Genomic DNA, 25,842 nt, shown 5'->3' with positions numbered 1-25,842 from the left:
TGGCCGTCGTGGATATGGTGCTCAAACAGAGAGAACGAACTGCAATATATATAGGTGTCATCGTTCTCGGCTTATCCATTTCTATTACAGGCGCAACCCCAATAGGCTCAAATACGTACATTATAAGGACAAGCTACATAGTAAATGGTGGATCAGGACAACTGCCGCTTGAAGTTTTCTCCCATAATCTTCACCTTGTCCCGTCACTGCCAGGCTTCCAAGAAAGAGTCTCTGCAAAGCTCTACGTAGATTCTCGAGAAGTAAATTTCTCCATCGGGATAGACGAAGAGGGAAACGAGTACCCATTTGTGAGCCTAAGCTATGCAGGCCGCCTCAACATAACGCTCGTACAAAGAGTCGTCGTTTATCCGGCCTCTGCCCGAGGCTTCTTTAAAACTGCCGACAACTTGCCCTGGCCTCTACGTCCCGAGGATGAACTCCCTAGGAACGGTTTTTGGCGTTGCAACGGGACAAAGATTAACCTACCCTACCTAGAAAATGTTTCTAAAACACTGTCCATGCAGTCTGCGTCACCCATTGAATACGCGGAGAAAATTGTTTCCTGGCTGAAAAACAGGGGTGTTAAATACGAAAACAGTTTCGGCGGAGTTGTTTGTCCCTCGCGTTTTCTCGAGCAGGCTAGTGGGGCGTGCGGCGAATATGCCAGCTTTATAGCCGCACTCTTCAAGATTAAAGGAGTCAAATCCTATGTCTTTTACGCCCTCGTGTATAATGCAAAAGCTCTTGTAACCTCTAACTCGACAAATTACTCGTTTGTAACGAGGGGTGCCTATCCACACATGTTTACAGTGATAGATATCGATGGCAAAAGAGTACCTATAGACGCGACCGCGAACACTGGGGATCCAATAAAGGGGGCTTCTGTGGTAGCCTTCGACAATGTAGTTATTCTCTACAAGGTTATGAATAGAGACCCGAATGACTACCTGATACTATATGCCCCAAACAATGATGCCAAGGTATCACTGATAGTAGAGATTATACAGGCAGACACGTCGACTCCCATGCTGGACACCGAGATTCTGCTGGGACTCCTGGCAATAGCACTAGTCCTAATAAGTAAAAGATGGGACACAGTCGAAGAGGATTAATGCTTGCTTCTCATCGGAGATATTTTCCACAGTATGGGCATATAATGTGGAGGTCGCCATAGGGCAGCTCGCGTCCACAGTGGGGGCAACGTTTTATACTGTCTTGACCAGCTTCGAGAATTTGTTCTTGTTTAGGCTCCACTGGAACCACAACCTGAACCGGTTCCTGTCTCACGGGTTGCATAGGTGCCCGTCTAGGCTGTTCAATGAGTGGTTGTTCAACTGGTGGTGCCTCGTATTTTCTTTGCGGTGTAGTGGGAGGAGGCCGCACTACTACTGGAGACGGCTGAACTAGTGGAGCGGCCTGGAGGGGCGCCTGTGGCTGCTGGATAATTGTTTCTTTGGCGGGCGTCTTGGGGAGGGCTTCATAGAGTTGCTTGAGTTTTAAGGTGTATGCCCTGACTGTTCTGTCTATTACTAGATAGGTAGAGACGAGAGCAACGGGGATCTCGGCGCCGATTGAAGCTAGGAGAAAAAGTATGTTCTGTCCTAGAAACAAGTATATAAGTATTCCAGAAATCAGTACAGAGCCAGTCACGCCTAGGGAAATATAGAGATACTTTTTTGCTTCTTCGCGTAGTTTCTCTGGGGACAGCTCTGGTCTGATCTTAGCTGGATTTGGTTCTCGAGGGTTTTGCCTGGAGTTTCTCGCGGGTATTTTTAAAGGCAAATTCTAGCACCAAAAATCTATGTTGTTTTTCAATATTTGTTGTTATCGTTTCTTGCAATGATTATGCTTCTTGTTGTGGCATCACGAGTTTTTTGACTACGGCTTTTTCCTCATCTATTTCCAGGTCCGCTATGTCGCTCTTACGTAAGAGATCTAACACGTCTTGGGTATTGCTCGAGATTCTTGGGTTAGAGACTTTAACCTCGAGACCCAGAGACTTTACGAGCTCCTGTAAAGTATACGTGATGTCTCTGACTTGGCTTCTGACTTCGACAAGTGAGTCTTCGGCCTGGGAGAGTAGCTTTAAAACCCTCATGAGAACCTTTTTGCTGTCGTCTGGTATCTGTTCGTTTATAACGAGGTCTTCTATAAGTTGCATTGCTTCCCCAATATAGTTCCTCATACTCATAGCATACAATAATTGGAAGACCCAAGATTTATCTGGCACGATCCATAAATCTTGTAAATATAGGGGTAATACTTTCTTCCTACAACGTAATGTCTAGTAGCTGTTGCTAGCTGAGAAGGAACTTTATCATTTCGAAAATGTGTCCCTTGATGAAATGTGAATGCTCTACTGCATGGAGTCTCTGGGTGGGCAGAGGGTAGCTAGCAATGTTTAGCAGGTTCAAAATCTTTGTCACGGCTGTCTCGTGTCTTATCAATCTTGGATACTCGAGTTTGACTATTGTTTTTGAGTATACGTCTCCACCGACTTTTCTTGTAGCATATACGTCTGCCCTGAGCTCTATAGCTTTAAAAAGAAGAGACAAAGAAACATAGTATGCTACGAGAAAAATTATAAAGAATGAGGAATGAGGGCTTGAGGAAAGTATCCAGTAGGCTATCGGAACTCCTGTCAAGAATAGAAGAGGTAAGACTACTGTATCCCTGTTTACGATGTGAGAATATTCATGCATCAGGACGCCTTTTAGTTCTTCCGGAGTTAGCTCTGCCAATAGTCCAGTAGAGATAAGAACCAAGGGCCTTGGGAATGAGATACTGTAGGATACACGCTTTACCGTGTTAACTAAGTAGACCCGTGGCTTCTTTTTGTTTGTCTGGAAGACTTCTTTAAAGTCAAAGACGTATATTGATAGCTTCGTAGGATTTACACTGTTGTTCCTTAACACTGTCGATATTGTTTCTTCATCGATTTTTTGGCTAACCACCTGATATAGAGCTTTTTTTGTTGAGAGATATTTTTCTCTCGGCAATTCTTGACCGTCAACCTGTATCTTGATAACTAGGAGTTGCTTGTCGTCAGTTCTCGTTGCCTTTAATGCGATGGGTAATACAAGGCTCACTAGGCTAATGAAGACGAAGACCAGTAGAACAGTGTAGAGGAAAAGAGACCAAATAGATGCCTGGAAAATTTCTGCCATGAATATAAGTAAAGTTAGCAGTGGGACTGCAAGGAACGCCCAATTATATACTTCCCTGTTTTTCGAAAAGAATGTTTTAGGCTTCGCTTTTCCTTTCGAAAGGGGAAAAATGAATACAACTTCTCGTTTTGAGCCGCAGAGTGAAAAAATTTTTTGGTAGAGTTTTTTCAGGTCTAAGCCTTTATGATTCTTGTCTAGAAAAAAGGACACTTTATGGCCAGAAAAAATTACACCTATCTTCTCTCCACTGTATATGTTCTCGGCTACGACAAGATTTCTTTTTTCAGTTCTTACCCGGTAACCATTACTTGCTAGGAAAATTTTGATTTCAGAAAAAACTTTCTCTGTTTCATCGAGACATGCTGGAGGAATAAAGAAGTCTATTTTTTCGTCCATGAAACCACGGAAAAATACCTGGTTAGTCGAGCTCGATTTCTACTTCTTCCTTGTCTTTGCCTCTCTTTACGCCTGAAAGGAGCACGCCTGCAACCATTGTTGCGGCTCCTGCCGCAAGTGTCTCTACCGCAGTTATTGGTCCGAGGAGTGGGATGTCTAGTAGTATGCCCGTGTTGACTGTGACTTCTTGGTCGCCTGTAAGCGTTATTGTGGTCTTGGTTGAGATTCTCTTGTAACTTGCCTCGATGGTGTACTTAGTAGTTGGTAGCTGCTGGAAGACCGCTATTCCGTTTGCATCTGTCTCCATTGACTGGGAATATCCACCGTCATTTGTAATGGTTACGGTTGCTCCGGTGAGGGTGTTGCCCAAAGCAGTAACTACCTTGACACGTAGGTTGTAGACTGGGCACTTGAGTACTATGTCTTGGTCCATGAGGGTGCCAAGAGTTATCGAGGCTATGTCGACTCCCTTGAATGTCCCAGTGATCTTGTAGACGCCCGGAGCATAGATGTTTATCTTTGCTGTGCCATCGGCTCCGCTCAATGTGTCAAGTGAGACTGGGCCTTCCACGTGAACCTTTACGCCTGAGATGGGGTATCCTTTCGAGTCGACAAATTTGAGTGTAAGTGGTGCCCAGTTAATGTTGAAGACGTAGGTTCCATCCTCCATGGCATCGCCGTTCTTTACCATTATTGTAGCCTCGTTTTTCTCGAGGACGGCTGTGCGCCATGTTCCAAGCCATCCAGTAGTGTAGTTTTCTACGTTTTGTATTACTTGTCCGCTTGGCAGTACTATTGAGGAGATTCTGGCGATTGCAGGTACCTGGACCACTATGTAGGCTGAGTACGCATTTCCTATGTCGGCCTTTGAAACCTTTACTACTAGCCCGTTAGGTGTCCAGGTTCCAGCCTCCTTGTAGTATATTGGAACTATCAGGGCCTGCAGGTCTCTATTCTGGTTGTTGTTTATCTTTACTGTTTGTCCAAACACGATGTAGCCCTTTATCCAGTAGTTCATGAGGAGCGGCGGTATGAGGAGAGACGCTCCCCTTATATCGAATTCTTCCTGCCTTGAAAAGACATAGCTAGCCATTGCTGCCTCGATACCGGTTGTTGGATCGATTGATAGGGGTCCAGGAGACACTGAGTAAAGGACTACTATGAATCCAAGTGGGCTCCAACCGTTTCTGTTCTTGAGGCTGAATACCTTGGAGGACTTTGCAGGCACAGTTATTTCGGTAAATGTGTCCTCTACCACGAGGAGCGCGTTTGGCATGACTTTTTCTTCTCCCTTGGCAACCGTTATAGTGTATTTTCCGAACCCGACTCGTCCAACATTTATCTCGACATGTTTTGGATCAACTTTTACTATCCCTGCACCTAGCCTCTCCTGTATGCCGAGATCCATTAGGTTGTCGCCATTTGGACCAATGACTCCAGCTATACTGTAGGGTGCATAGTTGTCGAGTGTAACTTTGAGTATGACGTCCTGGATTCCTAAGCCGGAAAATTCCGAAGTGTCAACTGTTAAGTTTCCATCGCCGAGCTTCTCATAGTAAGTCTTAACAAAGTACGTCAACACCCTGACACTTACTGTGCCATTGAAGCCGTTCGATGCTAAAACGACTTCCCCACTATTTGATGCTATCGATTTTACCTTTCCCATGGACTGGCTAACCGAGTCATATTTTACTGGGACAATCTGTGGTGGAGCCGCGTCGTCGAAAACCACGACCACTTTCTCTAGCTTGAAGCCTGGCGGCTCAGCCGCCCCTGCTACACTAATAACGTTCTTGCTTCCAAAGTCTAGAACCAGACTATCCGATACGGCGAGCTGGACATCGACCTTAGCGTAAAACTCGGCGTTTACAGGCTGGGGAACCACCATGCTAACCAATGGTAGAGCTACAAGTAGCACTACTAACAATCCAATTATTCTCTTCATGCCAGTTCAACTAATCACATTTCACGGAAACAAAATTACTTGTTCAATCCTTAATCAACAACAAACCACTGTAAGAAAAGCGTATTACAACCAATATTTCCAGGGCAATGACTTCAGGTGTAAACAGTAAATGAGACATATAATAGAGAAAGTGGCGCCGGGGCCGGGATTTGAACCCGGGACCCCTCGGTTAACAGCTTCACCCCACACAGGGTGGTCGAGTGCTCCGCCTGGCTGAGCTACCCCGGCCCGAGGTTTAAGTCTCCAATGCTCGCTCCATTATGTTTTGTTCTGGGTTTTATATTTTTTGTGGAAGGGGCAGAGCGCCTGCAAGTCCTACTGTGCTTGCCAGCCTGTTTTTGAAAAAAGTGGTGCGGGGGCCGGGATTCGAACCCGGGCAGGCCTACGCCAGCGGATCTTAAGTGTGGGCCTGTGTTTTCCAGGCCGCCCCCTTTGTCCTAGCTCGGGCACCCCCGCCAAGATATCTGTGTATTCTGAGGGCTATAAGATTTTCGTGGTAAATAGGTATATGATATCAAGTGGGTTTTCTCGTGTTTTTCTTTAATGTTTAATCTCTTTTTTCTTATAGAGGCCTTACTTTTTCTTTGTTGATGAAAAGTTAAAATATTTGTTTAAAATTTGTGTCTGTGGCTATAATGTATGTCTGATAGGGGTCAAAAATCGAGGGACCATGAGTTGCCTCTAGCTCCTCTGCGTAGGATTTTTCGAAGCCAGGGCGCCGACCGTGTTAGTGATGATGCTGTGGCATTGCTCCGTGAGTATCTAGAGAAGGTTGCTAAAGAGATAGCTTTGGAGGCTGTAGAGGCTTCTCGGCATGCCAACAGGAAGACCGTCACAGATGAGGATGTAAAATTTGCTATTTCCCGTCTGCAGAGGACGTATATGCTCCAGTCTCTATGAGACATGGAAAAGCGGTAAATTTATTTTTTGGAAGTTTTGTTGCACGTAGGGGGACTAAATGGGCAATGTAAAACCGAAGCTGGTCAAGAGGACAGCCAAAATGCTGGTAGAGATGCACCCAGACGCGTTTACAACGGACTTCGAATTTAACAAGAGGAAGGTAGCAGAGCTCTTAGATATATCTTCTGAAATGTTGCGAAACCAGATCGCTGGCTATGTTACTCGGCTAGTTAAGCGGCAGAAACTTATTGAGCAAAAGCTGGCTATGCGTCAGGAAATTACCATGACGGACGAGGAGGAGTACATAAAGAGGATAGAGGGCTTCACGTCGTAGAGACTGTTCTCCAATTATTCTATTAGAAAATTAAAAATAGGTGAGGGTGAATATTATCTCTATGATAGGAAAAATTGTAGACGTAAATGATTTAGGCTATGCACTTGTAAAACGTCTCACAATTTCTTCTGGGAACGCCGAGGTGGAGGTAGAGGTACCTGTACGTGTGCTGCAGGAGGCAAACTTTTACGCGGTAAAGGACCGTGACGTAGAGTTTGAGGTTTCACACGAAGTTGGGGATCTCGACAAATGGCAAATCGTGATGTCGGGAGAAGTCTATTTGAAGAATGAGAAAGAGAAACTAGTCTTTAGTTCTCTTGGTGGTCTCCGCTTGGCTATAAAATCGGAAGAGTTTTACCGTGATTTAAAGGTGGGAGACAAAATATATTTTAAGCTCCGATCCGTTTAAGACTAGATGATGGTTGGCGCCAATTTCTTGGATAAAGTTTTGGACTGGACTCGCAGAACCAATTCGCTTGTTGAGTTCTTCTTTAATGAAACCCCTTACCGTGTCCGGATAGACAAATTTATCAGGGCGGAGGATGCCTCGGGAAACATTGTTCCGTGGAGCAAAGCCTTTGGGACGAAAAAGCCTATTGATGTCTTTGTAACCTTCCATGTAAAGAGAATACTTGTTAAGAGAGACGGGAAGGAAGAAAATTACAGCAACCTCGAGGAGTTTCTAAAACTAATTTAGGTTGAGAAGAAAGAAAAAGAATAAGTATATATAAAAGATTAAAGAAGAGAAATATTAAGAAACATTATAAAGGGGATAAATCTTGCCAAAGATGCTTTCAGAAAAAGACCTAACATACCCGGAGGCATTGAGGATCCTAGAACAGGAAGAATCAAAAAGGGACTTAACGAATATCGAGCGATACACACTTGAGTATCTCCGAAAATTTTCCAAAATAGGTGACCCTGCGAAGGCCCGAGAGGCAGTGGAGCGTCTAGTCAAGGAACTGGACATACCAGAGACAATCGCTGTCCAACTAGTAAATGTAAAACCGTCCGACGTTTCAGAGGTCAGAGTTTTTCTTGCCACTTTAAACAAGGTCTTCACCGAGGAGGAATTAAAAAAGATAATTGAAATATTGTCTTCGACAGAGTAAAAAATTTTGGGAGGCGATTTTTCTTGCATTCAAGAGGAGACTATCCGAAGAGACCTTTTAAACCTTTAGAAGAGGAAGTCATTGTTCTAGACGTCCTTCCATACGGTGATCCTATCCGTGGCATACGGTCACCCCTGATACAGACAATTGGAGTTTCAAGGTTTCTTCTAATAGAGCTTAGATCACTTATACATCAGGCGCCATCCCTAAAGCCACTGGACTTGGTGTCTCTTAGTTCTAGCCTGGACGGCAAGATTCTAGCATTTGGCAGATATCTGACATACGAGGACTTAACTGCTACTGCGAAGTCTACTCTTCCAGATGCCATCGCATTGATTGTCAAGTCTCAGGAAAAACGTTTTGTAAACTTTTTCAATAACGCCCAGCCATTGTCGAAAAAGGCACATACATTGGAACTTCTTAAGGGCATAGGCAAGAAGACATTGTGGACGATTCTAGATGAAAGAAGAAAAAAGCCTTTCGAGTCTTACGACGACATAAAGAAAAGAGTCGACATTGACCCTGTAAAGCTTATCGTTGAAAGGATACTTGACGAACTTAGAAGCCCACAGACAATATACTTATTTGTTAATCCTCCCTATGGTCCTTCTCCCAAGAGGAGCTTTGAAGAACGTAGAGGCTGGGGCTAAGGGTTAGATATGGTGTCAGAAGTTCTTCAAAAAGCAGAGAAGATTCTTCGTGAAAACCCCTCGGTTTGCGACTGGTGTCTTGGAAGATTTTTCGGTCTTAGAGGCTCCGAGTTAACTAACGCCGAGCGGGGAAAAGCCATAAAGACACTTCTATTCATGGAGGCGTATCAGGCTGTACCAAGAAATGTTGATGAAGAACTTCTCAAGGGCCTCGCCAGGAGCGGCTTTACCCCCGCACGAGAACTCGTCAAAAAGCTTTTTGGGGAAGAAGTCGGAAAGTCCACGTGCAATGTGTGCGGTGGCCTCACAGAGAAATATGAAGAGATAGCGAAAAGGGTTCTAGAAGAAGCAAAGAACTACGAGTTTACGACTTTTGAGATAGGGATACGTATTCCTCCGAGTATTCTTCGTAGAGAAGAAGACTTCTGGGTGAGGTATGGATTATCGTCTGCCGAGAACCTCAAGAACGAGGCAAGCAGAGAGATAGGCAAAGCCTTTTCAAAGCTTTCTGGAAAAGAGTATAGCCGAAACAATCCAGAGCTTACCATCATTATAGACCTGGAAAATGATGGTATCGAGTTTCTTCCTGCACCCCTGTTCATATATGGGAGATATAGGAAGCTCGTACGTGGACTTCCGCAGAGTCCGTGGCCACAGCCAGATGAGCGTATAAAGTTCCCAACAAGTATTGAGGAACTTATCGCGAAGCCGGCCATTGAAATGTTTAAAGCTGAAAATGCTAAGCTCCACGCTGCTGGGAGAGAAGACATAGATGTTCGCACCCTCGGCAGTGGGAGACCGTTTGTTTTAGAGCTTAAAAGACCGAGGATAAGAAATGCGGACTTGAAGATTTTGCAGGAGAAGATAAACAAGGATGCTAATGGCCTTATAGAGGTATTTGATCTGAAATTTGCCGACAGGAAAACTTTGAAGAGGCTCAAAAGTCTATCATCAATAGCTAAAAAGAAATATGTAGCCCGCGTCGTCTTCGAGGGACCTTTGGACGATGCCAAGCTACAGGAACTACCCAAGATTTTCCATCATGCCACGATTAATCAATGGACGCCAACAAGAGTACTCCATAGGCGTGCAGACAAGCTTAGAAGGAAAATAGTGTATTCAGTTGATGCTAGGAAGATTTCTGACAATGAGGCTGAGCTCGTTATTGAGGCTCAGGGAGGATTCTATATTAAAGAATTTATACACGGAGACAACGGCAGGACAACGCCGAGCATAGCTGAGTATCTGGGTGTAGGTGTAAAAAGTATAGAGCTGGATGTAGTTGAAATTGAAGAAGCTTTTTCAAGTTAAACAGCTAACGCCTAGTTCTGTGCTTGTTGTACTGCGAAGGGTTTCATATGCTCGGGAGTAGTTATTATTTTCTTTATTTTGCTCCCCACTAAAATCTCTATGACATATGCTCTTCCACGTTTTTCAACTATTGTCCCGATTTTTCCTTGGTAGCGTCTATGGGGCGCAGTTTCAATGTATGTGGGATCTATGTCAATAATTACTTTGTCATTTATATTGTACTCATACATTAGTCTGCTGAGGCCCCTGTATCCTCTTTCGCGTGGATGCTGTCTAAGTAGTTTTCTTCCCCTGTTCCGGTATCCATGCGAGTGCCTCATAAGTTTCCCTCTTCGATATTTTGCTGTTTATTTTTAAACATTGCGGCGCCGCAAGTAGACAACGCCCTAGGGGGAATACATTTTAAGCTGGTGCCTTGTCTAATGCTAGATATGGTTTGGAGTGAAGTATTCGAGATAGAAGAGATAGATCTCCTCGGTAGAAATGGGAAGCTTTACACGAGAAGAGGAGTCGTAGAGACACCTACATTGACCCCCGTTATAAACCCGTCTAAACCCGTGGTTGAGCCGCGGGAAATCGCCGATATGGGCTTTAAGCTGTTGATGACCAATAGTTACATTGTTAAGCGTCACTATGGTGAGCTGGCTAAGGAAATAGGTGTCCACGGCGTTCTCGGCGTAGAAACCCCCATCATGACAGACTCTGGCGCGTATCAGTTAATGGTATATGGCCATGTGGAAGTGGATCCTATCGAAATCGTGAATTATGAAATTGAAATCGGGTCCGATATTGGAGTTATCCTAGACATCCCCACAAGGAAAGGTGTAGCCAAGGAGCAAGTCTTGAGCGAGGTAAACGAAACAATTCGAAGGGCAAGCGATTCTCTGAAGCTGGATAGGAAGGGTATGCTCCTTGTAGGTCCTGTGCAGGGAGGCCAGTATGTGGACATAGTTGCTTATTCTGCTAGCAAGATGGCTCAGATGCCTTTCGATGTGTATGCAGTTGGAGGCCCTACACAGTTTATGGAGGAATATGACTTCCCAGAACTCGTCAAGCTGGTCATGACTGCACGGCTAAACCTGCCCTGGGAGGCACCCCTCCACCTGTTTGGTGCTGGTCATCCAATGATGCTTCCCTTGGCTGTAGCGATGGGTGTAGATACTTTTGACTCTGCATCGTATGTTCTCTATGCACGAGAAGATAGGATTTTGACGCCTAGAGGAACTCTTCGTCTAGAGGAGATAAGGGAGCTCCCCTGCAACTGTCCAGTATGTTCAAAATACACGGCTAGTGAATTGAGAGAGATGCCCAAGCAGGAAAGAACTGTCCTACTTACCAAGCATAACCTATACGTCATAATGAGGGAAATAAGGAACATACGTCAAGCAATCCATGAGGGCAGGTTGTGGGAAATATTAGAAGAAAAAGCCATGACACATCCATCCATGCGGGAGGCGTTAAAAACCTATGCAAGGTATGCTGAATACATTGCAAAGACACATCCAGTTACAAGGTCGCCAGTACAAGGTGTTTTCTTTTATAGTTGGCTGAGCAGGTACAGACCGGAGGTTGTAAGACACATTAATAGACTTGCTAGAAGACACCACAAGTCCCGTGACATACTGCTTGTGTTCGAAGAAACACCACAGAAGCCATTTACCCGTATGGGACTTATAAAAGAGCTTCTCTCTATTGACAAGGATCTACCAGTCGACGTAGACTTTGTTGTGCTGTCTGCATCTTTTTCAATAATTCCTCTTGAACTGGACGGCGTGTATCCTCTTTCACAATACGAAGCTGCAAGTACAGTATTTGAGGAGGCAAAGGACGAGATCTCGGCGGATCTTGTATGGTTTGTTCTGAGCAAAGAATACAAGGGACTCATTTTTGTCTACCACTCTCTTCCGAGAAGCTTTGTGGAACAGCTTCAGCAAAAACTTGTGCTTGAGGGGGTACTCTTTATACCTATAAAGATTGAAAGCTATAATGATGCCTTAAAAAATCCCGGAGAACTCGATGCAAAGATAAGGCAGTCAATACGGTCTCTGGAAAATATCCTTTCTTCAGAAAAAAGGTAAGGCCTCAGCGTTTATACATGGTACACTAGCGATTCACGGTTTTTCATTGTGTCTTTTATTTTCTTTTCGAGCTCCTCTAGCTGTTTCTCTAGCTGTTCACCCTCCTCCAGCAACTCTTTAACATCTATCCCTATGCCAGTGATGTTTGAGAAAATTTCTACTGCTTGGGCAGCAGCTCTAGGATCAGGTCTATCGAGTGACGCATATGGAAGAATAGCTACGGCTGGAATATTTCCTGCTTCAAAGTAAGTAAGTAGGGTGGCTAGGGGTCCTACTATCCCTAGCCTTTCATCTATTATTGGAAGCCCATGTTTATTGATGATTTCGGCATAATTTGACAAGAAACTGCTTGTCGGTGCGATTCTCGGCCTTGAGTCTGGCTCTGCAAATGACGCGTCAAGGCCCCCAAAAAGTATGACCATGTCCACATGCATGTCGAATATCATTTGTGCGAGCATTTGTGGAACGATTATCGAGTCTTTTGGACTCACTGGCACATTTGGTAAAAATGCCAGCAAGTCGTCCTTCGCATATAGTTCATATGGTGTTACCACACCGTTTTTTATGCTGACAAAAGGGGTCATGTTCGGAGTCAAGACCATACCTACCCTTTTGGCTTCAAGCTTCGTGACTATGTGTCGGGTAGCTATCCAGCCGACATGCCCTACACCATGAAAGCCCGTAACAAATATTTTGGGAGAAACTCCTTCACTCAGCAATATTTTAGTGTTCTTAGCATAGACTATTTCACGCGTCCCCATATGAGTCTCTACTCTTCATACACAGTTGCTTAAATTTTTTGATGCACAAGGAAAGCTTATGCTACGAAACAGGAAACTCTTGGTTTCCCCTACCAGTTGATACTGGAAACACCTGAAAATATTTATATTTTCAGTTTTTGAATTGGAAAAAGGGTAGAGGTATGGGTATATACCACGGTAACGATTTAAGAAAAATAACAGGAGGACTAAAGGGGAGAACTGCAAAGAAGAAGAGAAAAGCCTTGACAGGGGGATATCCTATACTCACAACTATCGGACAGAAAAACGAGATTAAAGTTGTAAAAGCAACTGGTGAGACATACAAAGCCAAAGTAAAACAAGCTATGGAGGTAAATGTGTATATTCCGAAAGAAAAGAAAACAGTAAAAACGAAGATTACCAAGTTCATTGACAATCCCTCAAACAAAGACTTGGCTAGAAGGGGCATAATAACCAAGGGAGCAATAGTCCAGACAGAAATTGGAAAAGCTGTGATTACCTCCAGACCTGGCCAGGACGGGGTCTTAAACGCGGTTCTCGTTGAATAGAAATGAGAAAAAGAGAAGGATATATTATCTGGCCGGAATATTTTGACTCTTCAAAGCCCAGAAAATGGAGACGCGTCTCTAAATCTCTCTCTGTCGATAAACCAACAATAGAAGAAATAAAGGACGCGGCAGTAAAGGCTGGATTCACGGTAATTGTCGACCCAGAAGCCAAGCATCCTGGTTTCTGGTTTGACTCGAGAGGCAGGTTGATAGTAAAAGCACAAATGAAGAAAAACGCCGTGATAAAGACTATTGCGTTGCACCTTAAAAAAATTAGGGAAGAAAAAGCACGCTCTAAGAAGAGATAGCCTTCTTAAGTTCTTCTCGGAGAACCTGCGCTACCACTGCTCCGTCTATTCGGCCTCTAACTCTTTCCATCACTATTCCCATCAGTTTTCCAAAGCTTTTTTCTCCCTTTTGCGAAACGTCTTCTCTGTTCTCCTGGATTACTTTCCTGACTATTTCTCTTAGCTCTTCAATAGTAAGCCTTTCTAGCCCAGCTCTTTTTAAAACTTCTTCGAGAGATGCATCAGGATTCTTTGCAAATTCCGTTAAAACAACTGGTATTGCCTCTTTTGCTATTTTACCATCTGCTACAGCCTTAAATGTGGCGAGTAAGTGTTCTTCTGTTAGGTTTTCTACTGGTATATTGTCTCGCCGGAGACTTACAATGGTGTTCGTCAATGTTGTAGCTATGAGCTGCGGTGCCAGGCCAGTTGTCTTAACAGCTTCTTCGAAAAAGTATATTTGTTGCTGGCTGAAAAGCTGGAACGCCATATCTTTTGGCAAGCTATATTCTTTCATTAATCTTTCAAGTGTCTTTTCTGGGGGCTCTGGCAGGTTTTTCCTCAACTCTTCTAGGTATTCTGGAGTTATCCTGATTGGTCGTATGTCGGTCTCTGGATACATTCTAGCGCTTCCAGGCCGTGGACGCATAAACTTTGTGGTTCCATCAAGATTCGCCGCACGTGTTTCCTCTGGGACACCTTCTAATGCCTCTTTTGCCCTCTCATATGCAGCTTTTAATGCCCTCATTACTTTTTCGCGTGAATCCACAATTAGTATAAAGGCGTCATTCGCCTCGACTCCTAGCCTGGTCTTTATTTTTTCAACTTCGTCCTTGGTTATCCCGTATCCTGGTAGCTCATCGCTGTGAAATAGTCCCCCAACTCCGCCCCAATATCTAGCCCTGTCGGCTAGTTCTGTTCCAAGCCTGCGTCCTGGCTGGATTTCTCTGCCCAGTAAACCTCCAAACCCCTTAAGTTTAAGGGCCAAAGCTACGCCTCCAGAATCGAGAGCCTTCTTTACTACTTTTGACTGTGAACTTCTTAGTATATCTGTGACGTCGACAGGCTCAAAGACGAGGTCTTCTTCTTTGACATTTCTTCTTTTGAGCTCATCTCTTATATCGAGCAACGATAGTTGCCTTTGAATTTCCAATTCAACTATTTTAGGTATGAGGTCTAGGTATTGTACACCTTTAATTTCTATCCTTGCACCTCCCTCCACAGAGATGTTGAGATCCTGCCTAATCGTTCCTAGACCCCGCTTAACCTTCCCCAAAGCCCTCAACAGTAATCCTATACGTAGCGCGACTTCCCGTGCCTCTTCTGGAGACTCTATGTCTGGAGCCGTGGCCACTTCTATGAGAGGGATACCTAGACGATCCAATCTGTAGCTAACATACCCCTCATGTTTCTCCTCGGTTTTCCTGGCCGCATCCTCTTCCAAGCAAACAGTCTGAATACCAATCTTCTTTCCATTAACATCAATAGACCCACCTAGGCTTATCAGAGACGTTCTCTGGAAACCCGAGACATTCGAGCCGTCGATAACTATTTTCCTCATAACGTGTACTTCATCTACGATGCTAGCTCCAATCATTAAAGAGAATTTCAGCGCCAGCTCAAGTGCCTCACTGTTCATGTTGTGGGGAGGCTCCTCGTCCATCTCTACTAGACACACGTTATCCCTGTGACACTCATATCTATAGGCAAGCCCCTTCTCGTATTCAAACAAGACCGCTGGGTCTATTTCTCCAATTTCACTCTTAGCGAGCCTGAGCCTCCTCGTAAACACGAAATGAGGCGGATCCTGGGTCAGCCTCGTTGGACAAGAGCAGAAAAGCTTTTCAACCGTGTCTAGCATCTGGTGTATCTCTAACCCACATTTTATCTTCACGCCTTGCATTTTGCATCACCCGCGATAGGCTCCAGGATAATTTTCAAACCCGGTCCTCTTGTCAAACTCAAAAGCAATATTTGTCTGGAAAAGCCTCTTTGCCTCGTCTAAGTCGTCCGTCTGCCCAAAAATCCAGCTAAGCTTGACATATGCTGTTTCAGGGGTCATGTCCTCGGCTGGCACGATGCCCGCCTTCAACAACTCAACACCAGTTCGATAAACGTTCAGGTTAACCCGCCCCCATAAGCACTGGGAGGTCATTGCAACAAATACACCTTGCTGTACAATGTCTCTAACGGCACCTATAAGCCCTTCATTTATGTGTCCCAGACCTGTGCCTTCAATAACTAGGGCTTTATAGCCCCTCTCAGAGAAGAAACTAAAAATGTCAGGAGTCATTCCTGGATAGAACTTGACTAACGCGACCTTGTCGCTGAATCTGGGATAGGCTTCTACAGCTTTTTCTCTTCCCTTGTACTTGTCAGTCTTGAGCTTTAGCTCTCTCGTGTATGGATTAATCTCTGCAAGAGGAACTGCATTGATACTCATAAAAGCATCACGTCTGCTTGTATGCATCTTACGGGCCCTCACACCCCTGTGTACAAGAATTAAGTCGTCGCTTGTAGTTGCATGCATCGCTATGACGGATTCCGCAAAGGGGGCTTTGATTGCGGCTATTGTTGCTCCAATTGCGTTGAGAGCCGCATCACTGGAAGGCCTGTCTGAAGACCTCTGTGCTCCAACAAAGACTACTGGGCCCGGAGCCTTTTGTATAGCGAATGCCATTGCGGCTGCAGTATAGTGTAGAGTATCGGTGCCATGTGCCACAACTATCCCCTTCACGTCGGGCTCGTCTCTGAATACTTTTTCGATTTCTTGGGCAAGCTGGCTCCAGTGACGCGGAGTCATGTTCTCGCTGAAGATGCTATAGACCGTCTTCGTAGTGATATTTGCTATCTCCCTAAGTTCAGGTATCATTGAGTAGAGCTCTTCTGCGGTAAAATATGGGTAGACAGCGCCTGTAACATAGTCAACCCTAGAAGCGATTGTTCCACCCGTACTAAGAAAGTGCACTCTTTCCCCGCGTGGAGTTTCTCCGCCAGGATATAAGGCCTCTTTTGATGTTGGCTGAGCCTTGCCGCTAAATTTCTCTACCAACGTAATGGAAGATATTCTCTCAGCAGAAATCCCAATATTATAGCCATTATCAAGCTTTACAACAATAACATCTGGGTCTCCGAAGGAGGGGCGAGGCATCACTAGCCCTTCGAGGGTCTGCCCGTTTGTAAGAGACAGTTTTACGCGGTCAAAAGTAGACGCGCCTACACTTGATAAGAGTTCTTTAACCTTAGGACCATAGCCACTCAGAGCTTCCATAGATCTCGCATTCTACTTGAAAATGAACTATAAAAAATCATTTATTTCGCCTTTAGGATAGGTCACCATAAAACACGGCACTTTCTTTTTGCTGGGACGCTTTCCGGCCATAAGCTTTATATACGTTTTTACCCATACATGCATCGGATCAATATGCCGTCCCACGGAAGCTTGACTAAGGCTGGTAAAGTTAGAAATGCAACTCCAAAGATTCCACCGAAACCCAAGAAGAACCTCATTCCAAGAAGAAGGAACTTCAGGAACTATAAAAGAAGGATACTTTACGCACAGTCTGCAAATCAATAAGAAATACTTGATTCAGGTCAAATGTTCTTTGAATACTTTATCGATTAACCCAGCGAGAGCTTCGTCTAAGTTTTTCCCCTTTTTAAGTGATCCGTATACAACTTTTACCCCATCCTCGCACGTGAACATGTTGTTTAGCCATGCATAAGCTAGAAAAGCTTCCACGGCTTCGCCCTTATCAATCCCCTCTATGTCTAACGTCGCAAGGATAGACAAGCTATAGACACTTTGGAGGATCTTTCCCGAAACTTTTATCCCAGTTGCACCTTTCTGCAGTGATAGTGCCGCTGAAGCTATAAAGTTAACAATTGCGTCGCCAAGAAGAGCTAGCTTCTTGTTTGAAAGTATCTTTTTGAAGTTCGCGGGGGAACCTACAAGACTCATTTATGCTGGGCTACCTGCTTCTTTAGTTCCTCGAGCTTGTTCTTTATATTTTCTGTTGCTTCTCGAAAAGCGTCAAGAGGAGACTTGGACCCACTGGTCCTAATCATTAGTCGTGCAGTCTTCAGCAAAGGATGTTCAACCCTATATGCTGCTTCGACATTTGGTATGCTGTTTAACTCGTCTACGATAAGATTTAGGAGTGTGTGACCTTCTCCCTCAATTTTTAGTTCAAGGAAATTCTGCGTATATTTCTCTACATATATTGCTGTTTTTTGGGTAGCACTCACTATTAACACCTCTTGTGCATGTTTTGAGGGTCTGCTATTAATTTTATTATATCTTTACTGATTGTTTTTCTTCCTCGCGTGAACTCTCACCGACAATATAGTAGTAGATTGTGTGTGACCTTCCACCCTCATTTACCTCTAGTATTTTTACAGGCTTCCATCCCGTTATCTGGAAATCATGTGACACTATTCTTGTCTCGGGTTTTAGCTCCTTTTTCAGTTTCGGTTTTAGTTTCTCGTTTACACTTGTCAGAAGATATAGGAAAACTACGTCTGCTGGAGGAAAAGTCACATCAAAAAAGCTCCCATTTACGATTAGTACGTTATCGGATACCCCTGCTTCAATAACATTTTTGTAGGCGCGTTCAAGCAGGTCTTTCCTAATCTCTATACCCACAGCTCTTGCCCCAAAATCTCTTGCAGCAATTATGAGGGAACGCCCATCTCCACATCCAGGGTCCAGAAAGAGTTCGCCATGCTTTAGACCAGCGATCTCCAATGCTTTCTTTATGACCTCATAGGGGCTCGGCACATAGGGGACGATAGTTGACATAGTCAAAAAACATTAGTTCAGCAATTTATCATTTTTCTTTGGCAAGCAATGTCATTGTATGATGATTTTCCGTCTTGAATAAATGAACAAAAGTATATATTTATCTTTACATTTATTACAACGTGATTCATACGAGCCTGACAGAAAAACAAATCGAACTGATAAAGCATCTCTTCAAGAAAAGCAAGCCAATGAGAGTATTTACAGTCACTGACACACAGCTAAAAATCTCACAGGACATTGGAATATCCCGCCAAGCGCTAAATATACATTTAAGGAAACTGAAGGAGCTAGGCTACATACGAACAGGAAGAGGATTCATAGACCTAACAGAAAACGTGTTGCCAATCATAGGCAAACAGAGGGGAGACGCTTTCATCTTTGTAAAGCTCGATCCACCCAAAAGGCTACCAGCATACGAGGCCATCAAAGAACTACCCGTCGACAAAATCTACAGAGTAACAGGCGACATAGACGTCATTTTACAAGTGTCACAGCCTATGCTGGACGAAGTTCTAGACAAAATCAATTCGATCGACGGCGTAAGAGAAACAAAAACCTACGTGGTTATCGAGACATTAAAGTAGTGCCTCAAATTTGCTTCAAGAAAACAGGACTTCATTTATCTCTTCAACCAGTCTCATTTCTCTTTCATTTTTGTATTCCCTAAGCAGAAACCTGATTTTCTGGATCTTGCTGGAGTCTAGCATTAGATTCTTCGAGAGCTTTTCTGGTAAATGGGACCACTCGCCTAGAAAATATCCCATGAATTGCGCAAGGTTTGATCTCCTAGAAGAAACAGAGGCAGATTCAAAATCAATAATGTAGGGCTCCCTCTTCCTCGGATCTATAATTACATGGTTAAATGGTCTCGACAGTTCGTTATGAGCTATGCCAATAGTGTCTAAGAGGTAAAGCTTATAGAGAATCTTATGGAATGTCTCTTGTAATTCTTCTCGGGAATTTATACCTTGCAACCAGTCGGCAAAGTCAAGCCCCTCTATAAATCTCCATACCAAGAAGTTTCTGGATGACGCTAACAATTCAGGCCCAATGTTTGTTCCCTTGATTTTTTCTAGAATCTTGGCCTCGTGCAGAAGTGAGAACCGATTAGCATCTGTTCTCCTAATTTTTACGGCCACAGGTTCGCCCCTAAGAAAGCCTTTAACAACGAGAGCCGTTGTCCCTTTCCCAACTATTCTTTTTCCATAGACTTCACTTCCCCCTCCGAGGCAAAGGGTTCGTATTCCCAGCAAGCCTAGCTCTACACATCGTCTTATAGCACATGTAAGTTCTCTAGAAGGGTAGCACAGGACAGTGCTGAACTCGTTTATTGTATACACATTGTCCAGTTCTCGACACCGGTAACCCATCGGTAAACCTCGACATAGTATTCCTGCGGAAGATACGAAACAATATCTCTCAGTTTATTTATCTCCCACGAGAATCCAGGGTAGCTCTTTAGAACTTTTAACAAATAGTCTCGAGGGTCAAGTGGTATTCTCTTCCTCAATACTGCTACTCTTCCTTCGATTATTATTGGAGCGATATGTCTTGAAGCCCATTTTTTGACGAATTCGACACTGTTCGGGTGCCAGACGGGTGGACCCATGTGCAGATAAATAGGAGACTGCACCATGTGTTCAAAAAAGAACAATATTGCCGGAGACCCATTTATCTTTGTCACGTGTGTTCTAAGGACTCTAAAGCCGTAGCTTTCCATTGCACTTGAGGATTTTCTAGCTATCCTTTGAAGCTTTGCAAGCAGTGCGTCTTCAGGAAGCTTTGGATACTTTGCCGCCATAGCTACAAGGACGTCATAGGAGTTAAGAACCGAGACGAGCTCCTCGAGTGTAACTCTAAGGTTTGGAGGATCCAGCAGGCAACACATAATGTCTTTGTTTTCTGAAAATAGTTTTCCTATCAGAATAAGTTTTGATAATGCTTCTTGGCTAACCGAGGCCGCCGCATTACGCTTATGGTCGACGGGGTCGATTACAACTATTGGCTGGCCCTGGAAGAGTTTTCTGGCCTCTGGAGATGGAGGAATGAAGATTCTTCCCGGCCTCCAATTCGCCGCTGCTAAGAGGAGATTCTCTAGACCGCCAAAATATGTGACAAGAATTTCAGCGAGATACCCCGAGAACCCGTGTACGCTTTGCTCGGCACCGTAGATGTCTAGATTCATCAAGAGCTTCTTGAAGAGCCTGATTTCGGCCTTGAGGTGCGGTTTTTCTGACAAAACCCTCTCTAGGTACTCTGTGTGTAGCTGGGTCCTATCGACAGGCGTTGCGACTTCTTGAGAGGAGGAAACCCTATAGGCTGGTACCAATTCTACCTCTTGTCCATCTGGTAGTACAAGTGTATAGTAGGGATGCGATGCGTAGCGTTCCTCTACGTACGCGTTCAGATCTCCGGCAACGCTGTGGGCAACCTTCTTTACTAGCTGGCTCATTTCCTCGAGGGCGTATCTTTTGGGAAAGAGGACGAAGAGGTCTAGGTCTGCCTTGCCTCTAAGCCATGTATCGTGCCGATAAGAACCATGATACTCGGCCTTTACTGTTTCATCTCCAATTATTTCTCCAATACTTTGCTGTACAAGTACCCTTACTTTGTCTGCCAATTGACTTATCTTTTTCCTTTCCTCTGGGGAGGGCTCTATCTGTTTAACAACTTTTTCTAGACATTCAGGATAGCTCATACCTCATTAGCTCCTTGTAAATTGGACCCCTAGGCGTCAAGATACTCTGATATAGCGCAAAATACTTTATTTCTTGGGTCCCGAATAATAAATCTTTAGAGGAGTCAATTATTTTCCTAGCCTCAGCGTTGAGAGGTCCCTTGAGTCTAGCAATGGTAAGATGTGGGTGAAAATCCTCGTCTGGTTCTGGGAGCTTTATGGATGCAAGTTTTCCTCTAACTTGATTCGCCAGTGATACTAGATCTTCTGCTCCTTCCTCTACTCCTATCCAGAGAACCCTTGGCCTCGACATTGCCGGAAAAGCGCCTACGCCTTTCAGGGAAATCCTAAACGGGTGAAACTTGACTTCTGAAAGCCTATTTTTCACTGTTTCTAATGTTGTCAATGGTATTTCGCCTAGAAATCTTAAGGTGAGATGAAAGTTTTCTGTTTCCACAAATTTGGCGTGGAGGCCTGATTTTTGTAGATCCTGTTGGAGAATGCCTATGCGTGCCACGGTTTCTGGGGCCTCAATTTTCACCGCGATAAAGCTACGGATGAGCTCAGTCATCTTTCTCAAGCCACTCTTGGAGTTTTGGGCACGAATATATTTCTCTTTCTCCAGATGCACATTTTTGCAGGTATGGACAGTAGAAACATGGTATATTGTCCAAGAAATCTGGAAGCCTTATCTCCTCGTGTTTTCTCGCTAACCTGAGAATATAGGTTTTCCGCCCCTTATACGTCACTTGTTCTTTTACTAGGAGGCCCTGTGCTTCTAGCTTTCTAAGAATCTTTAAACCCTTTCTACTGTCTAGGTCGAGTTTTTTCCATATTTCTCTTTGAAGTATCCCGTTGTCTCCGGCTTCCCTCAGTATCTCGAGTATACGTCGCTCTAGAGCTTGAAATTGAACCGAGCTTTCTTCTAGCTCTTCAATGTCTTTTTCCTCGGTGAAGGCTCTTGTAGTTGGTGCCACACTATCCCCCTACTTTATTTTGATAAGAACAATAATATATTGTCTTCGATTGGCGCGCTAAAAGCTAATTTATTTATGAAAAAATGATTATTCTCCTAGGGTAGAAAGCATGCAACACTTGCTGGTATTCATAATTGGTCCAGCTGGTTCTGGAAAGAGCACTTTCACATCAAGCTTTAAAGACTGGCTTTTGTCCCAGAACGTTCCTGTATCCACCATAAATATGGATCCGGCCGTAGAATCGCTCGAATATGACCCAGACATAGATATTAGGGAATTTGTATTTGTGCGTGATGTATTGGAAAAATATGATCTTGGCCCGAATGGTGCAATTATAGCTTCACTTGATCTCGCAGTTGAGTATCTAGATAAAGTCACGGACCAGGTCAACGAGCTACCGGAGGGATATGTCCTAGTCGACACACCGGGGCAAATGGAGATATTCGCTTATAGGCAGAGCGGAAGGTACATTATTAAGGAGCTTTGTCCTTTGGATAGGAAGTGCTCAGCAGTATTTTTGATTGATGCAACAATTTGCATGGAGCCCTACGACTTCTTGTCGCAGATCTTTCTCTCGTCTTCGGTTTACTACCGTTTCAGGGTTCCCCTTTTAGCCCTCATTAACAAAATCGACCTCCTGGATCAGAAAGAAAGAGAAAAAATAGCGAAATGGGTCTCCGAGAAAGATGCATTAGAAAATGCCCTGGAAGGCATAGAGTCAGTTGACAAGGATTTCACGAGAAAAATTGCAAGGATGCTGTCTGAATATATGGAAATCGTACCGTTCATACCTGTCTCTTCAAAGCTAAGTGAAAATTTTGAAGAAGTCTATTATTACCTCCATCAAATATATCGTGGCGGCGAGGACTTCGAAAAAGAAGAGCTTGAAGAGTAAAAAACTACATTTAGAAGAACTCCTTAACTTTTTCAATACTCGGAGACTGTGTAATGTACCTTCCCACTACATATATGTCTGGATCTAGGACAGACACTTGTTTCATGGTTTGGGGCGTTAATCCGCCTGCAATCGCGATTTGAACATCCGGGTAGGTCTCTCTAACAGTCTTCACTATGCTTACCAGCTCCTGGAAAAAGTTTATGTTTGCTGTTTCCTCGTCGATCCCTCTGTGTAGGTAAAGAATAAGGTTATTTTCTGGGAAATTAGTCTCCTTTGCTACCTTTAGAGTTTTTTCTATTTCTCTTCTAAGCTCTTGTAGAGGCACACCGATAAAGTCTACTCCTGCTTGTTTGCCGTATTCGAGGCTAGTTTTAAGAAAAGACTTTACAGTTGCAAGCGGGGCACGTGCAAGGACAGATGCTATGTCTGCCCCGTTCCTGTATGCTAGAGAGGCCTCGAGCTCTCCAACGTCCGCTGTTTTTAGGTCTGCGAGGACTGGTAAGTTGCCAGAGGCTAGCTTAAGTTTCGGGAGAAACCTGAGCCCAAGCATTTTTATGAGGGGGGTACCAGCCTCTATAATTATTCTTTCTCCAGGAATCAAGCCTTGCTTGCATGCCTGACTTACCAGTGAAGAAATTTGCAGGGCTGGTTCTTCGTCGACTAAGTCGATCGCTATCTGGAGCTTGTATTTTCTCGACACGAAATAAGCATGTCCCTATAGTTTTAAAGTTTTGGCTGGCTGTGCTGGGTAGCTGGCTACTGTTGCTTGAGATTTAGTAGGTTGAATTCTGCTAGGAGCTTGTACTCTTCGAGGGTTATTGGTTCGCCTTTCTGGTATTTCTCGAAGGCCTCTAGTGCCTTTCCTTGTAGCAGCCTCCTCCTCTCATCGATGTGTCTGGCAAGCTCTTTTGCCTTTAACAGGATGGATACTCTTTCGAGTTCTTCTCTAATGGCTCTCTCCTCGCTCAGCAAAGAGATGTAGAGCTGGTGGTGCTGGTTGGCTTCTTCCCTAATCCTGTCACGTTCCTGTCTGAGCGATATTATCTTTTTGACGAGTTCTTCTCTTTGCTGCTTCAAGTTCTGCATTGACTCCTTGAGTTTCAAGTACTCTGCCACCGTGTTTTTCAGCTCTTCATTTATCTGTTGTATTTCTTGTTTGAGGGCAGGGATCTTGTTTCTGATTTCGTCTATTTTTGATCTGAGCTCATTCAGATGCTTGACGTTGACATAGATTGACTCGAGGCTACGGATCTTGTTAATTACGATTTTTTCGACTTCTGGCGGCAAAGTGGTTGTCTGGTACTGCCATTCTAGCTGTTCTATCCTGCTTCTAAGCTCGTCTTCATCTATTCTTTTTGCGCCAATGAAGCTCCTCAAGTTTTTGTATTCAACGTTGAGGCGTTTTAGTTCCTCCCTGAGGCGGTTGAGCTCTTCTGTCTTTGCTTTTCTATCCTCCCTTAGCTTAGAAAGCTTCTCGTATAGACTCTTTTTCTGTTCCGCAACTGTAGAGATCTGTTGCTTTAGCTGTTGATATTGTTCACGTAGGGTTCTCAGCTCGGCTGATAGCCTCTTTACTTCGCTATTTGCTGTGTCCCTTTTTGCCCTGGCATCCTGCATTTTGCCTGTGACTTCCTGTAATTTCTGCCTGAGGTCGATCAGTTGTTGTTTTAGTGATTCGATGGATTCTGTATCTGCAGACATATGTTCTGCGCCTTGTGTAGTCGTTTTGCAATTCGTGGATTTAACCGCTTCACTTATAAATCTTTGCTTTAAAGTGTTCGTAGTTTTAAACGAAGCATCATCAAAATTTTTGGGCTGTTTATCTTATGATGTAATGGAGATTAGGTCTATACTTCAACTATGACACAGAATTTCTGGCTTACTTCTTTTATTATTCTTCTCAAGGTCAGTGATGAAACTCCTGCCTGTTTTGAAATTTTTGACTGAGGAAATTTCGTATCAAGCATGGTAGAAAAAATGTATACAGACGCGGCCGCTATCCCTCTAGGCTTTTTTCCGTGCAGTAGACTTCCCAGTTCGTCGGCGAATTGTGCTAGGAGAGAGAGGTTTATTCGAGATTTTTGTTGAGAAAATTCTTGCGAGGAAATTATTTGTGAAATATATTTGCTTGGCTTTGCCAATGAAGACCTTTTGCTTTGGAGATAGCCATTCATCAGCAAGTATCTATAGGTTTTTCTTATCTTGGACTCTGATACACCTGTTATTTCTGCAAGCGTCCTGAAAGAGACATTTATGTTTTCCGAATTAGCAGAAACGAAGTAGATGATTGAAGAGATTATGGCCTTGTGGTTTTTCCCTTTCAGAATTCCCTGTTTGTGTAGCCTAGTAAAGATTTCTTTTGCTTCTTCAATGATGTACTGGGGGAGATTGACTTTCTTAGCAATTACCTCTGTTTGATACAATAGATTTTCTTCGCGTGAGACTCCACTTCTAGTAATTCTTTGAGCGATACGATGTTTCTCTGCGATTTCCGGAGGTGTAGTGTCTATTCCACGCTTTATGGGATGGTCATGTACCTTTCTCTGGAACTCTTCTTTTGATCTTGCTGATCTTCCTTCCTGTAATAGCTGCTCTGGGAAAACATACCCGCAGTTTGGGCAAACATATTCTCCTGTTTCTGCATTAATTATGGGGGCAACCTTTAGGCCACAGTTTGGACAAGTTATTTCTTGCCCTTTGCTTTTTTGCGTCGTGCCTGGTCACCTGTTCTTGAGGTATTACCCGTCCAGTAGAGCATTTTACCGACAAGTGACTCTGGCTTCCACCGTGACGCGTCTACTTTGACCAATACAAAGGGGGAAGAAACTGGACCTATAACGTCGTACACATAGCCGACCAGCATAGCTTTTTCATCGTAGACTTTTTCTCCTATCGGTGGCGCATTTTTTGCTTCAACTACAAGATTCCTGTTTCTCGAGAGTAGCCTTACACGACCAATGAGTTGCATAGGATTAC

General features: G+C 44.0%; 33 protein-coding genes, 2 tRNA genes and 1 pseudogene. 14 read left to right on the top strand and 22 right to left on the bottom strand.

The annotated features are described in order from the left end of the window. Positions 1 to 8: 8 nt before the first annotated feature. Entirely contained in the window at positions 9 to 1,112 is a 1,104-nt protein-coding gene (locus QXT17_RS05535) for a transglutaminase domain-containing protein (protein ID WP_342783788.1), read from the top strand. 10 nt (positions 1,113 to 1,122) lie between these two features. Here QXT17_RS05535 and QXT17_RS05530 read toward each other — a convergent pair whose 3' ends face one another. The 6 genes from QXT17_RS05530 to QXT17_RS05505 all read right to left on the bottom strand — a co-directional run bounded on the left by QXT17_RS05530 (position 1,123) and on the right by QXT17_RS05505 (position 5,985). After that, on the bottom strand, positions 1,123 to 1,782 hold the full coding sequence (locus QXT17_RS05530; RefSeq protein ID WP_342783476.1) for a zinc ribbon domain-containing protein: 660 nt from the start codon (positions 1,780 to 1,782) through the stop codon (positions 1,123 to 1,125). Positions 1,783 to 1,843: 61 nt separating this feature from the next. Continuing rightward, positions 1,844 to 2,191 (bottom strand): hypothetical protein, encoded by a 348-nt coding sequence (locus QXT17_RS05525; RefSeq protein ID WP_148681998.1) that lies wholly within the window; start codon positions 2,189 to 2,191, stop codon positions 1,844 to 1,846. A gap of 106 nt (positions 2,192 to 2,297) precedes the next feature. Next, complete coding sequence (locus QXT17_RS05520; protein ID WP_342783502.1) at positions 2,298 to 3,563, bottom strand: M48 family metalloprotease; 1,266 nt, start codon at positions 3,561 to 3,563, stop codon at positions 2,298 to 2,300. Positions 3,564 to 3,585: 22 nt separating this feature from the next. After that, positions 3,586 to 5,508, bottom strand: a complete 1,923-nt coding sequence (locus QXT17_RS05515) for a carboxypeptidase-like regulatory domain-containing protein (RefSeq protein WP_342783789.1) — start codon at positions 5,506 to 5,508, stop codon at positions 3,586 to 3,588. 152 nt (positions 5,509 to 5,660) lie between these two features. Continuing rightward, a tRNA-Asn gene (locus QXT17_RS05510) sits at positions 5,661 to 5,757 on the bottom strand. A gap of 120 nt (positions 5,758 to 5,877) precedes the next feature. Beyond that, a tRNA-Leu gene (locus tag QXT17_RS05505) sits at positions 5,878 to 5,985 on the bottom strand. A 183-nt stretch (positions 5,986 to 6,168) separates the two neighbouring features. Here QXT17_RS05505 and QXT17_RS05500 point away from each other — a divergent pair. The 7 genes from QXT17_RS05500 (at position 6,169) to QXT17_RS05470 (ending at position 9,836) form a co-directional block, all read left to right on the top strand. Further along, a complete protein-coding gene (locus QXT17_RS05500) occupies positions 6,169 to 6,429 on the top strand; it encodes a histone family protein (RefSeq protein ID WP_020962235.1) in 261 nt (86 codons plus the stop codon). Positions 6,430 to 6,487: 58 nt separating this feature from the next. Continuing rightward, positions 6,488 to 6,763, top strand: coding sequence for a 30S ribosomal protein S17e (locus tag QXT17_RS05495; protein WP_020962236.1), 276 nt, complete (start codon positions 6,488 to 6,490; stop codon positions 6,761 to 6,763). Between the two features lie 61 nt (positions 6,764 to 6,824). Further along, entirely contained in the window at positions 6,825 to 7,172 is a 348-nt protein-coding gene (locus tag QXT17_RS05490) for a hypothetical protein (protein WP_228647261.1), read from the top strand. A gap of 6 nt (positions 7,173 to 7,178) precedes the next feature. Further along, positions 7,179 to 7,460: a hypothetical protein gene (locus QXT17_RS05485; protein ID WP_342783384.1), complete on the top strand. Its 282-nt coding sequence runs from the start codon at positions 7,179 to 7,181 to the stop codon at positions 7,458 to 7,460. Between the two features lie 91 nt (positions 7,461 to 7,551). Next, the gene (locus tag QXT17_RS05480) at positions 7,552 to 7,875 is read left to right on the top strand and encodes an RNA polymerase Rpb4 family protein (RefSeq protein ID WP_020962239.1); all 324 of its coding nucleotides are present in this window, start codon (positions 7,552 to 7,554) and stop codon (positions 7,873 to 7,875) included. A 23-nt stretch (positions 7,876 to 7,898) separates the two neighbouring features. Beyond that, entirely contained in the window at positions 7,899 to 8,525 is a 627-nt protein-coding gene (locus tag QXT17_RS05475) for a DUF655 domain-containing protein (protein WP_342783383.1), read from the top strand. Positions 8,526 to 8,534: 9 nt separating this feature from the next. Continuing rightward, positions 8,535 to 9,836 (top strand): tRNA pseudouridine(54/55) synthase Pus10, encoded by a 1,302-nt coding sequence (locus tag QXT17_RS05470; protein ID WP_342783382.1) that lies wholly within the window; start codon positions 8,535 to 8,537, stop codon positions 9,834 to 9,836. A gap of 11 nt (positions 9,837 to 9,847) precedes the next feature. Here the strand turns inward: QXT17_RS05470 and QXT17_RS05465 are convergent, their stop codons facing one another. Further along, positions 9,848 to 10,156, bottom strand: a complete 309-nt coding sequence (locus tag QXT17_RS05465; RefSeq protein WP_020962242.1) for a 50S ribosomal protein L21e — start codon at positions 10,154 to 10,156, stop codon at positions 9,848 to 9,850. A 111-nt stretch (positions 10,157 to 10,267) separates the two neighbouring features. Here QXT17_RS05465 and tgtA point away from each other — a divergent pair, with 111 nt between their 5' ends. Continuing rightward, entirely contained in the window at positions 10,268 to 11,914 is a 1,647-nt protein-coding gene (tgtA, locus tag QXT17_RS05460; RefSeq protein ID WP_342783381.1) for a tRNA guanosine(15) transglycosylase TgtA, read from the top strand. 11 nt (positions 11,915 to 11,925) lie between these two features. Here the strand turns inward: tgtA and QXT17_RS05455 are convergent, their stop codons facing one another. Continuing rightward, positions 11,926 to 12,675: a PAC2 family protein gene (locus QXT17_RS05455; RefSeq protein ID WP_342783380.1), complete on the bottom strand. Its 750-nt coding sequence runs from the start codon at positions 12,673 to 12,675 to the stop codon at positions 11,926 to 11,928. A gap of 161 nt (positions 12,676 to 12,836) precedes the next feature. Here QXT17_RS05455 and QXT17_RS05450 point away from each other — a divergent pair, with 161 nt between their 5' ends. Then, entirely contained in the window at positions 12,837 to 13,223 is a 387-nt protein-coding gene (locus tag QXT17_RS05450; RefSeq protein WP_342783217.1) for a 30S ribosomal protein S8e, read from the top strand. A 2-nt stretch (positions 13,224 to 13,225) separates the two neighbouring features. After that, positions 13,226 to 13,531, top strand: a complete 306-nt coding sequence (locus QXT17_RS05445) for a signal recognition particle subunit SRP19/SEC65 family protein (RefSeq protein WP_342783218.1) — start codon at positions 13,226 to 13,228, stop codon at positions 13,529 to 13,531. On the opposite strand, the gene gatE is transcribed toward QXT17_RS05445, so the two are convergent. Beyond that, positions 13,518 to 15,413, bottom strand: coding sequence for a Glu-tRNA(Gln) amidotransferase subunit GatE (gatE, locus tag QXT17_RS05440; protein WP_342784306.1), 1,896 nt, complete (start codon positions 15,411 to 15,413; stop codon positions 13,518 to 13,520). The genes QXT17_RS05445 and gatE overlap by 14 nt on opposite strands. Positions 15,414 to 15,419: 6 nt before the next feature. Then, complete coding sequence (gene gatD, locus QXT17_RS05435) at positions 15,420 to 16,781, bottom strand: Glu-tRNA(Gln) amidotransferase subunit GatD (RefSeq protein ID WP_342784307.1); 1,362 nt, start codon at positions 16,779 to 16,781, stop codon at positions 15,420 to 15,422. A 153-nt stretch (positions 16,782 to 16,934) separates the two neighbouring features. Here gatD and QXT17_RS05430 point away from each other — a divergent pair, with 153 nt between their 5' ends. Beyond that, positions 16,935 to 17,087 (top strand): 30S ribosomal protein S30e, encoded by a 153-nt coding sequence (locus QXT17_RS05430; protein ID WP_273026666.1) that lies wholly within the window; start codon positions 16,935 to 16,937, stop codon positions 17,085 to 17,087. A gap of 12 nt (positions 17,088 to 17,099) precedes the next feature. On the opposite strand, the gene QXT17_RS05425 is transcribed toward QXT17_RS05430, so the two are convergent. The 3 genes from QXT17_RS05425 to QXT17_RS05415 are packed head-to-tail and all read right to left on the bottom strand — an operon-like array spanning position 17,100 to position 18,311. Continuing rightward, positions 17,100 to 17,471 (bottom strand): ribonuclease III family protein, encoded by a 372-nt coding sequence (locus QXT17_RS05425; protein ID WP_020962250.1) that lies wholly within the window; start codon positions 17,469 to 17,471, stop codon positions 17,100 to 17,102. Further along, positions 17,468 to 17,758 carry an RpoL/Rpb11 RNA polymerase subunit family protein gene (locus QXT17_RS05420; RefSeq protein ID WP_187147050.1) on the bottom strand — a complete coding sequence of 97 codons (291 nt, stop codon included), beginning with the start codon at positions 17,756 to 17,758 and terminating at the stop codon, positions 17,468 to 17,470. The genes QXT17_RS05425 and QXT17_RS05420 overlap by 4 nt, the downstream gene beginning before the upstream one ends. A 46-nt stretch (positions 17,759 to 17,804) precedes the next feature. Continuing rightward, positions 17,805 to 18,311 (bottom strand): class I SAM-dependent methyltransferase, encoded by a 507-nt coding sequence (locus tag QXT17_RS05415; RefSeq protein ID WP_342783791.1) that lies wholly within the window; start codon positions 18,309 to 18,311, stop codon positions 17,805 to 17,807. A 122-nt stretch (positions 18,312 to 18,433) separates the two neighbouring features. Between QXT17_RS05415 and QXT17_RS05410 the strand changes: the two genes are divergently transcribed. After that, positions 18,434 to 18,898: an Lrp/AsnC ligand binding domain-containing protein gene (locus tag QXT17_RS05410; protein WP_342784308.1), complete on the top strand. Its 465-nt coding sequence runs from the start codon at positions 18,434 to 18,436 to the stop codon at positions 18,896 to 18,898. 15 nt (positions 18,899 to 18,913) lie between these two features. On the opposite strand, the gene QXT17_RS05405 is transcribed toward QXT17_RS05410, so the two are convergent. The 4 genes from QXT17_RS05405 to QXT17_RS05390 are packed head-to-tail and all read right to left on the bottom strand — an operon-like array spanning position 18,914 to position 21,968. Next, a complete protein-coding gene (locus tag QXT17_RS05405) occupies positions 18,914 to 19,684 on the bottom strand; it encodes a hypothetical protein (RefSeq protein WP_342784309.1) in 771 nt (256 codons plus the stop codon). Beyond that, complete coding sequence (gene cca / locus QXT17_RS05400; protein ID WP_342784311.1) at positions 19,642 to 21,012, bottom strand: CCA tRNA nucleotidyltransferase; 1,371 nt, start codon at positions 21,010 to 21,012, stop codon at positions 19,642 to 19,644. Before cca ends, QXT17_RS05405 begins: the two co-directional genes overlap by 43 nt. Next, positions 20,999 to 21,562, bottom strand: a complete 564-nt coding sequence (gene thpR / locus QXT17_RS05395) for an RNA 2',3'-cyclic phosphodiesterase (protein WP_020962256.1) — start codon at positions 21,560 to 21,562, stop codon at positions 20,999 to 21,001. Before thpR ends, cca begins: the two co-directional genes overlap by 14 nt. Continuing rightward, complete coding sequence (locus QXT17_RS05390) at positions 21,555 to 21,968, bottom strand: winged helix DNA-binding protein (RefSeq protein ID WP_020962257.1); 414 nt, start codon at positions 21,966 to 21,968, stop codon at positions 21,555 to 21,557. Before QXT17_RS05390 ends, thpR begins: the two co-directional genes overlap by 8 nt. 109 nt (positions 21,969 to 22,077) lie before the next feature. Here QXT17_RS05390 and QXT17_RS05385 point away from each other — a divergent pair, with 109 nt between their 5' ends. After that, positions 22,078 to 22,863, top strand: coding sequence for an ATP/GTP-binding protein (locus tag QXT17_RS05385; protein ID WP_020962258.1), 786 nt, complete (start codon positions 22,078 to 22,080; stop codon positions 22,861 to 22,863). Between the two features lie 10 nt (positions 22,864 to 22,873). Here QXT17_RS05385 and QXT17_RS05380 read toward each other — a convergent pair whose 3' ends face one another. The 5 genes and pseudogenes from QXT17_RS05380 to QXT17_RS05365 all read right to left on the bottom strand — a co-directional run bounded on the left by QXT17_RS05380 (position 22,874) and on the right by QXT17_RS05365 (position 25,834). Next, positions 22,874 to 23,566 carry an orotidine 5'-phosphate decarboxylase / HUMPS family protein gene (locus QXT17_RS05380; protein WP_020962259.1) on the bottom strand — a complete coding sequence of 231 codons (693 nt, stop codon included), beginning with the start codon at positions 23,564 to 23,566 and terminating at the stop codon, positions 22,874 to 22,876. A gap of 56 nt (positions 23,567 to 23,622) precedes the next feature. After that, positions 23,623 to 24,567: a coiled-coil protein gene (locus tag QXT17_RS05375; protein WP_020962260.1), complete on the bottom strand. Its 945-nt coding sequence runs from the start codon at positions 24,565 to 24,567 to the stop codon at positions 23,623 to 23,625. Between the two features lie 146 nt (positions 24,568 to 24,713). Next, on the bottom strand, positions 24,714 to 25,289 hold the full coding sequence (locus QXT17_RS05370; RefSeq protein WP_020962261.1) for a transcription initiation factor IIB family protein: 576 nt from the start codon (positions 25,287 to 25,289) through the stop codon (positions 24,714 to 24,716). A gap of 150 nt (positions 25,290 to 25,439) precedes the next feature. Continuing rightward, positions 25,440 to 25,553, bottom strand: a pseudogene (locus QXT17_RS10060) (TFIIB-type zinc ribbon-containing protein); the annotation flags it as partial. Further along, positions 25,550 to 25,834 (bottom strand): H/ACA ribonucleoprotein complex subunit GAR1, encoded by a 285-nt coding sequence (locus QXT17_RS05365; protein ID WP_020962262.1) that lies wholly within the window; start codon positions 25,832 to 25,834, stop codon positions 25,550 to 25,552. The pseudogene QXT17_RS10060 and the gene QXT17_RS05365, both read right to left, overlap by 4 nt. Positions 25,835 to 25,842: the final 8 nt, after the last annotated feature.

Source organism: Thermofilum sp. (assembly GCF_038871435.1).
In the GTDB taxonomy this organism is placed as follows: domain Archaea; phylum Thermoproteota; class Thermoprotei; order Thermofilales; family Thermofilaceae; genus Thermofilum; species Thermofilum adornatum.
Note: the sequence above shows the minus strand (reverse complement) of the source record. Positions and strands in the feature narration are given on the sequence as shown.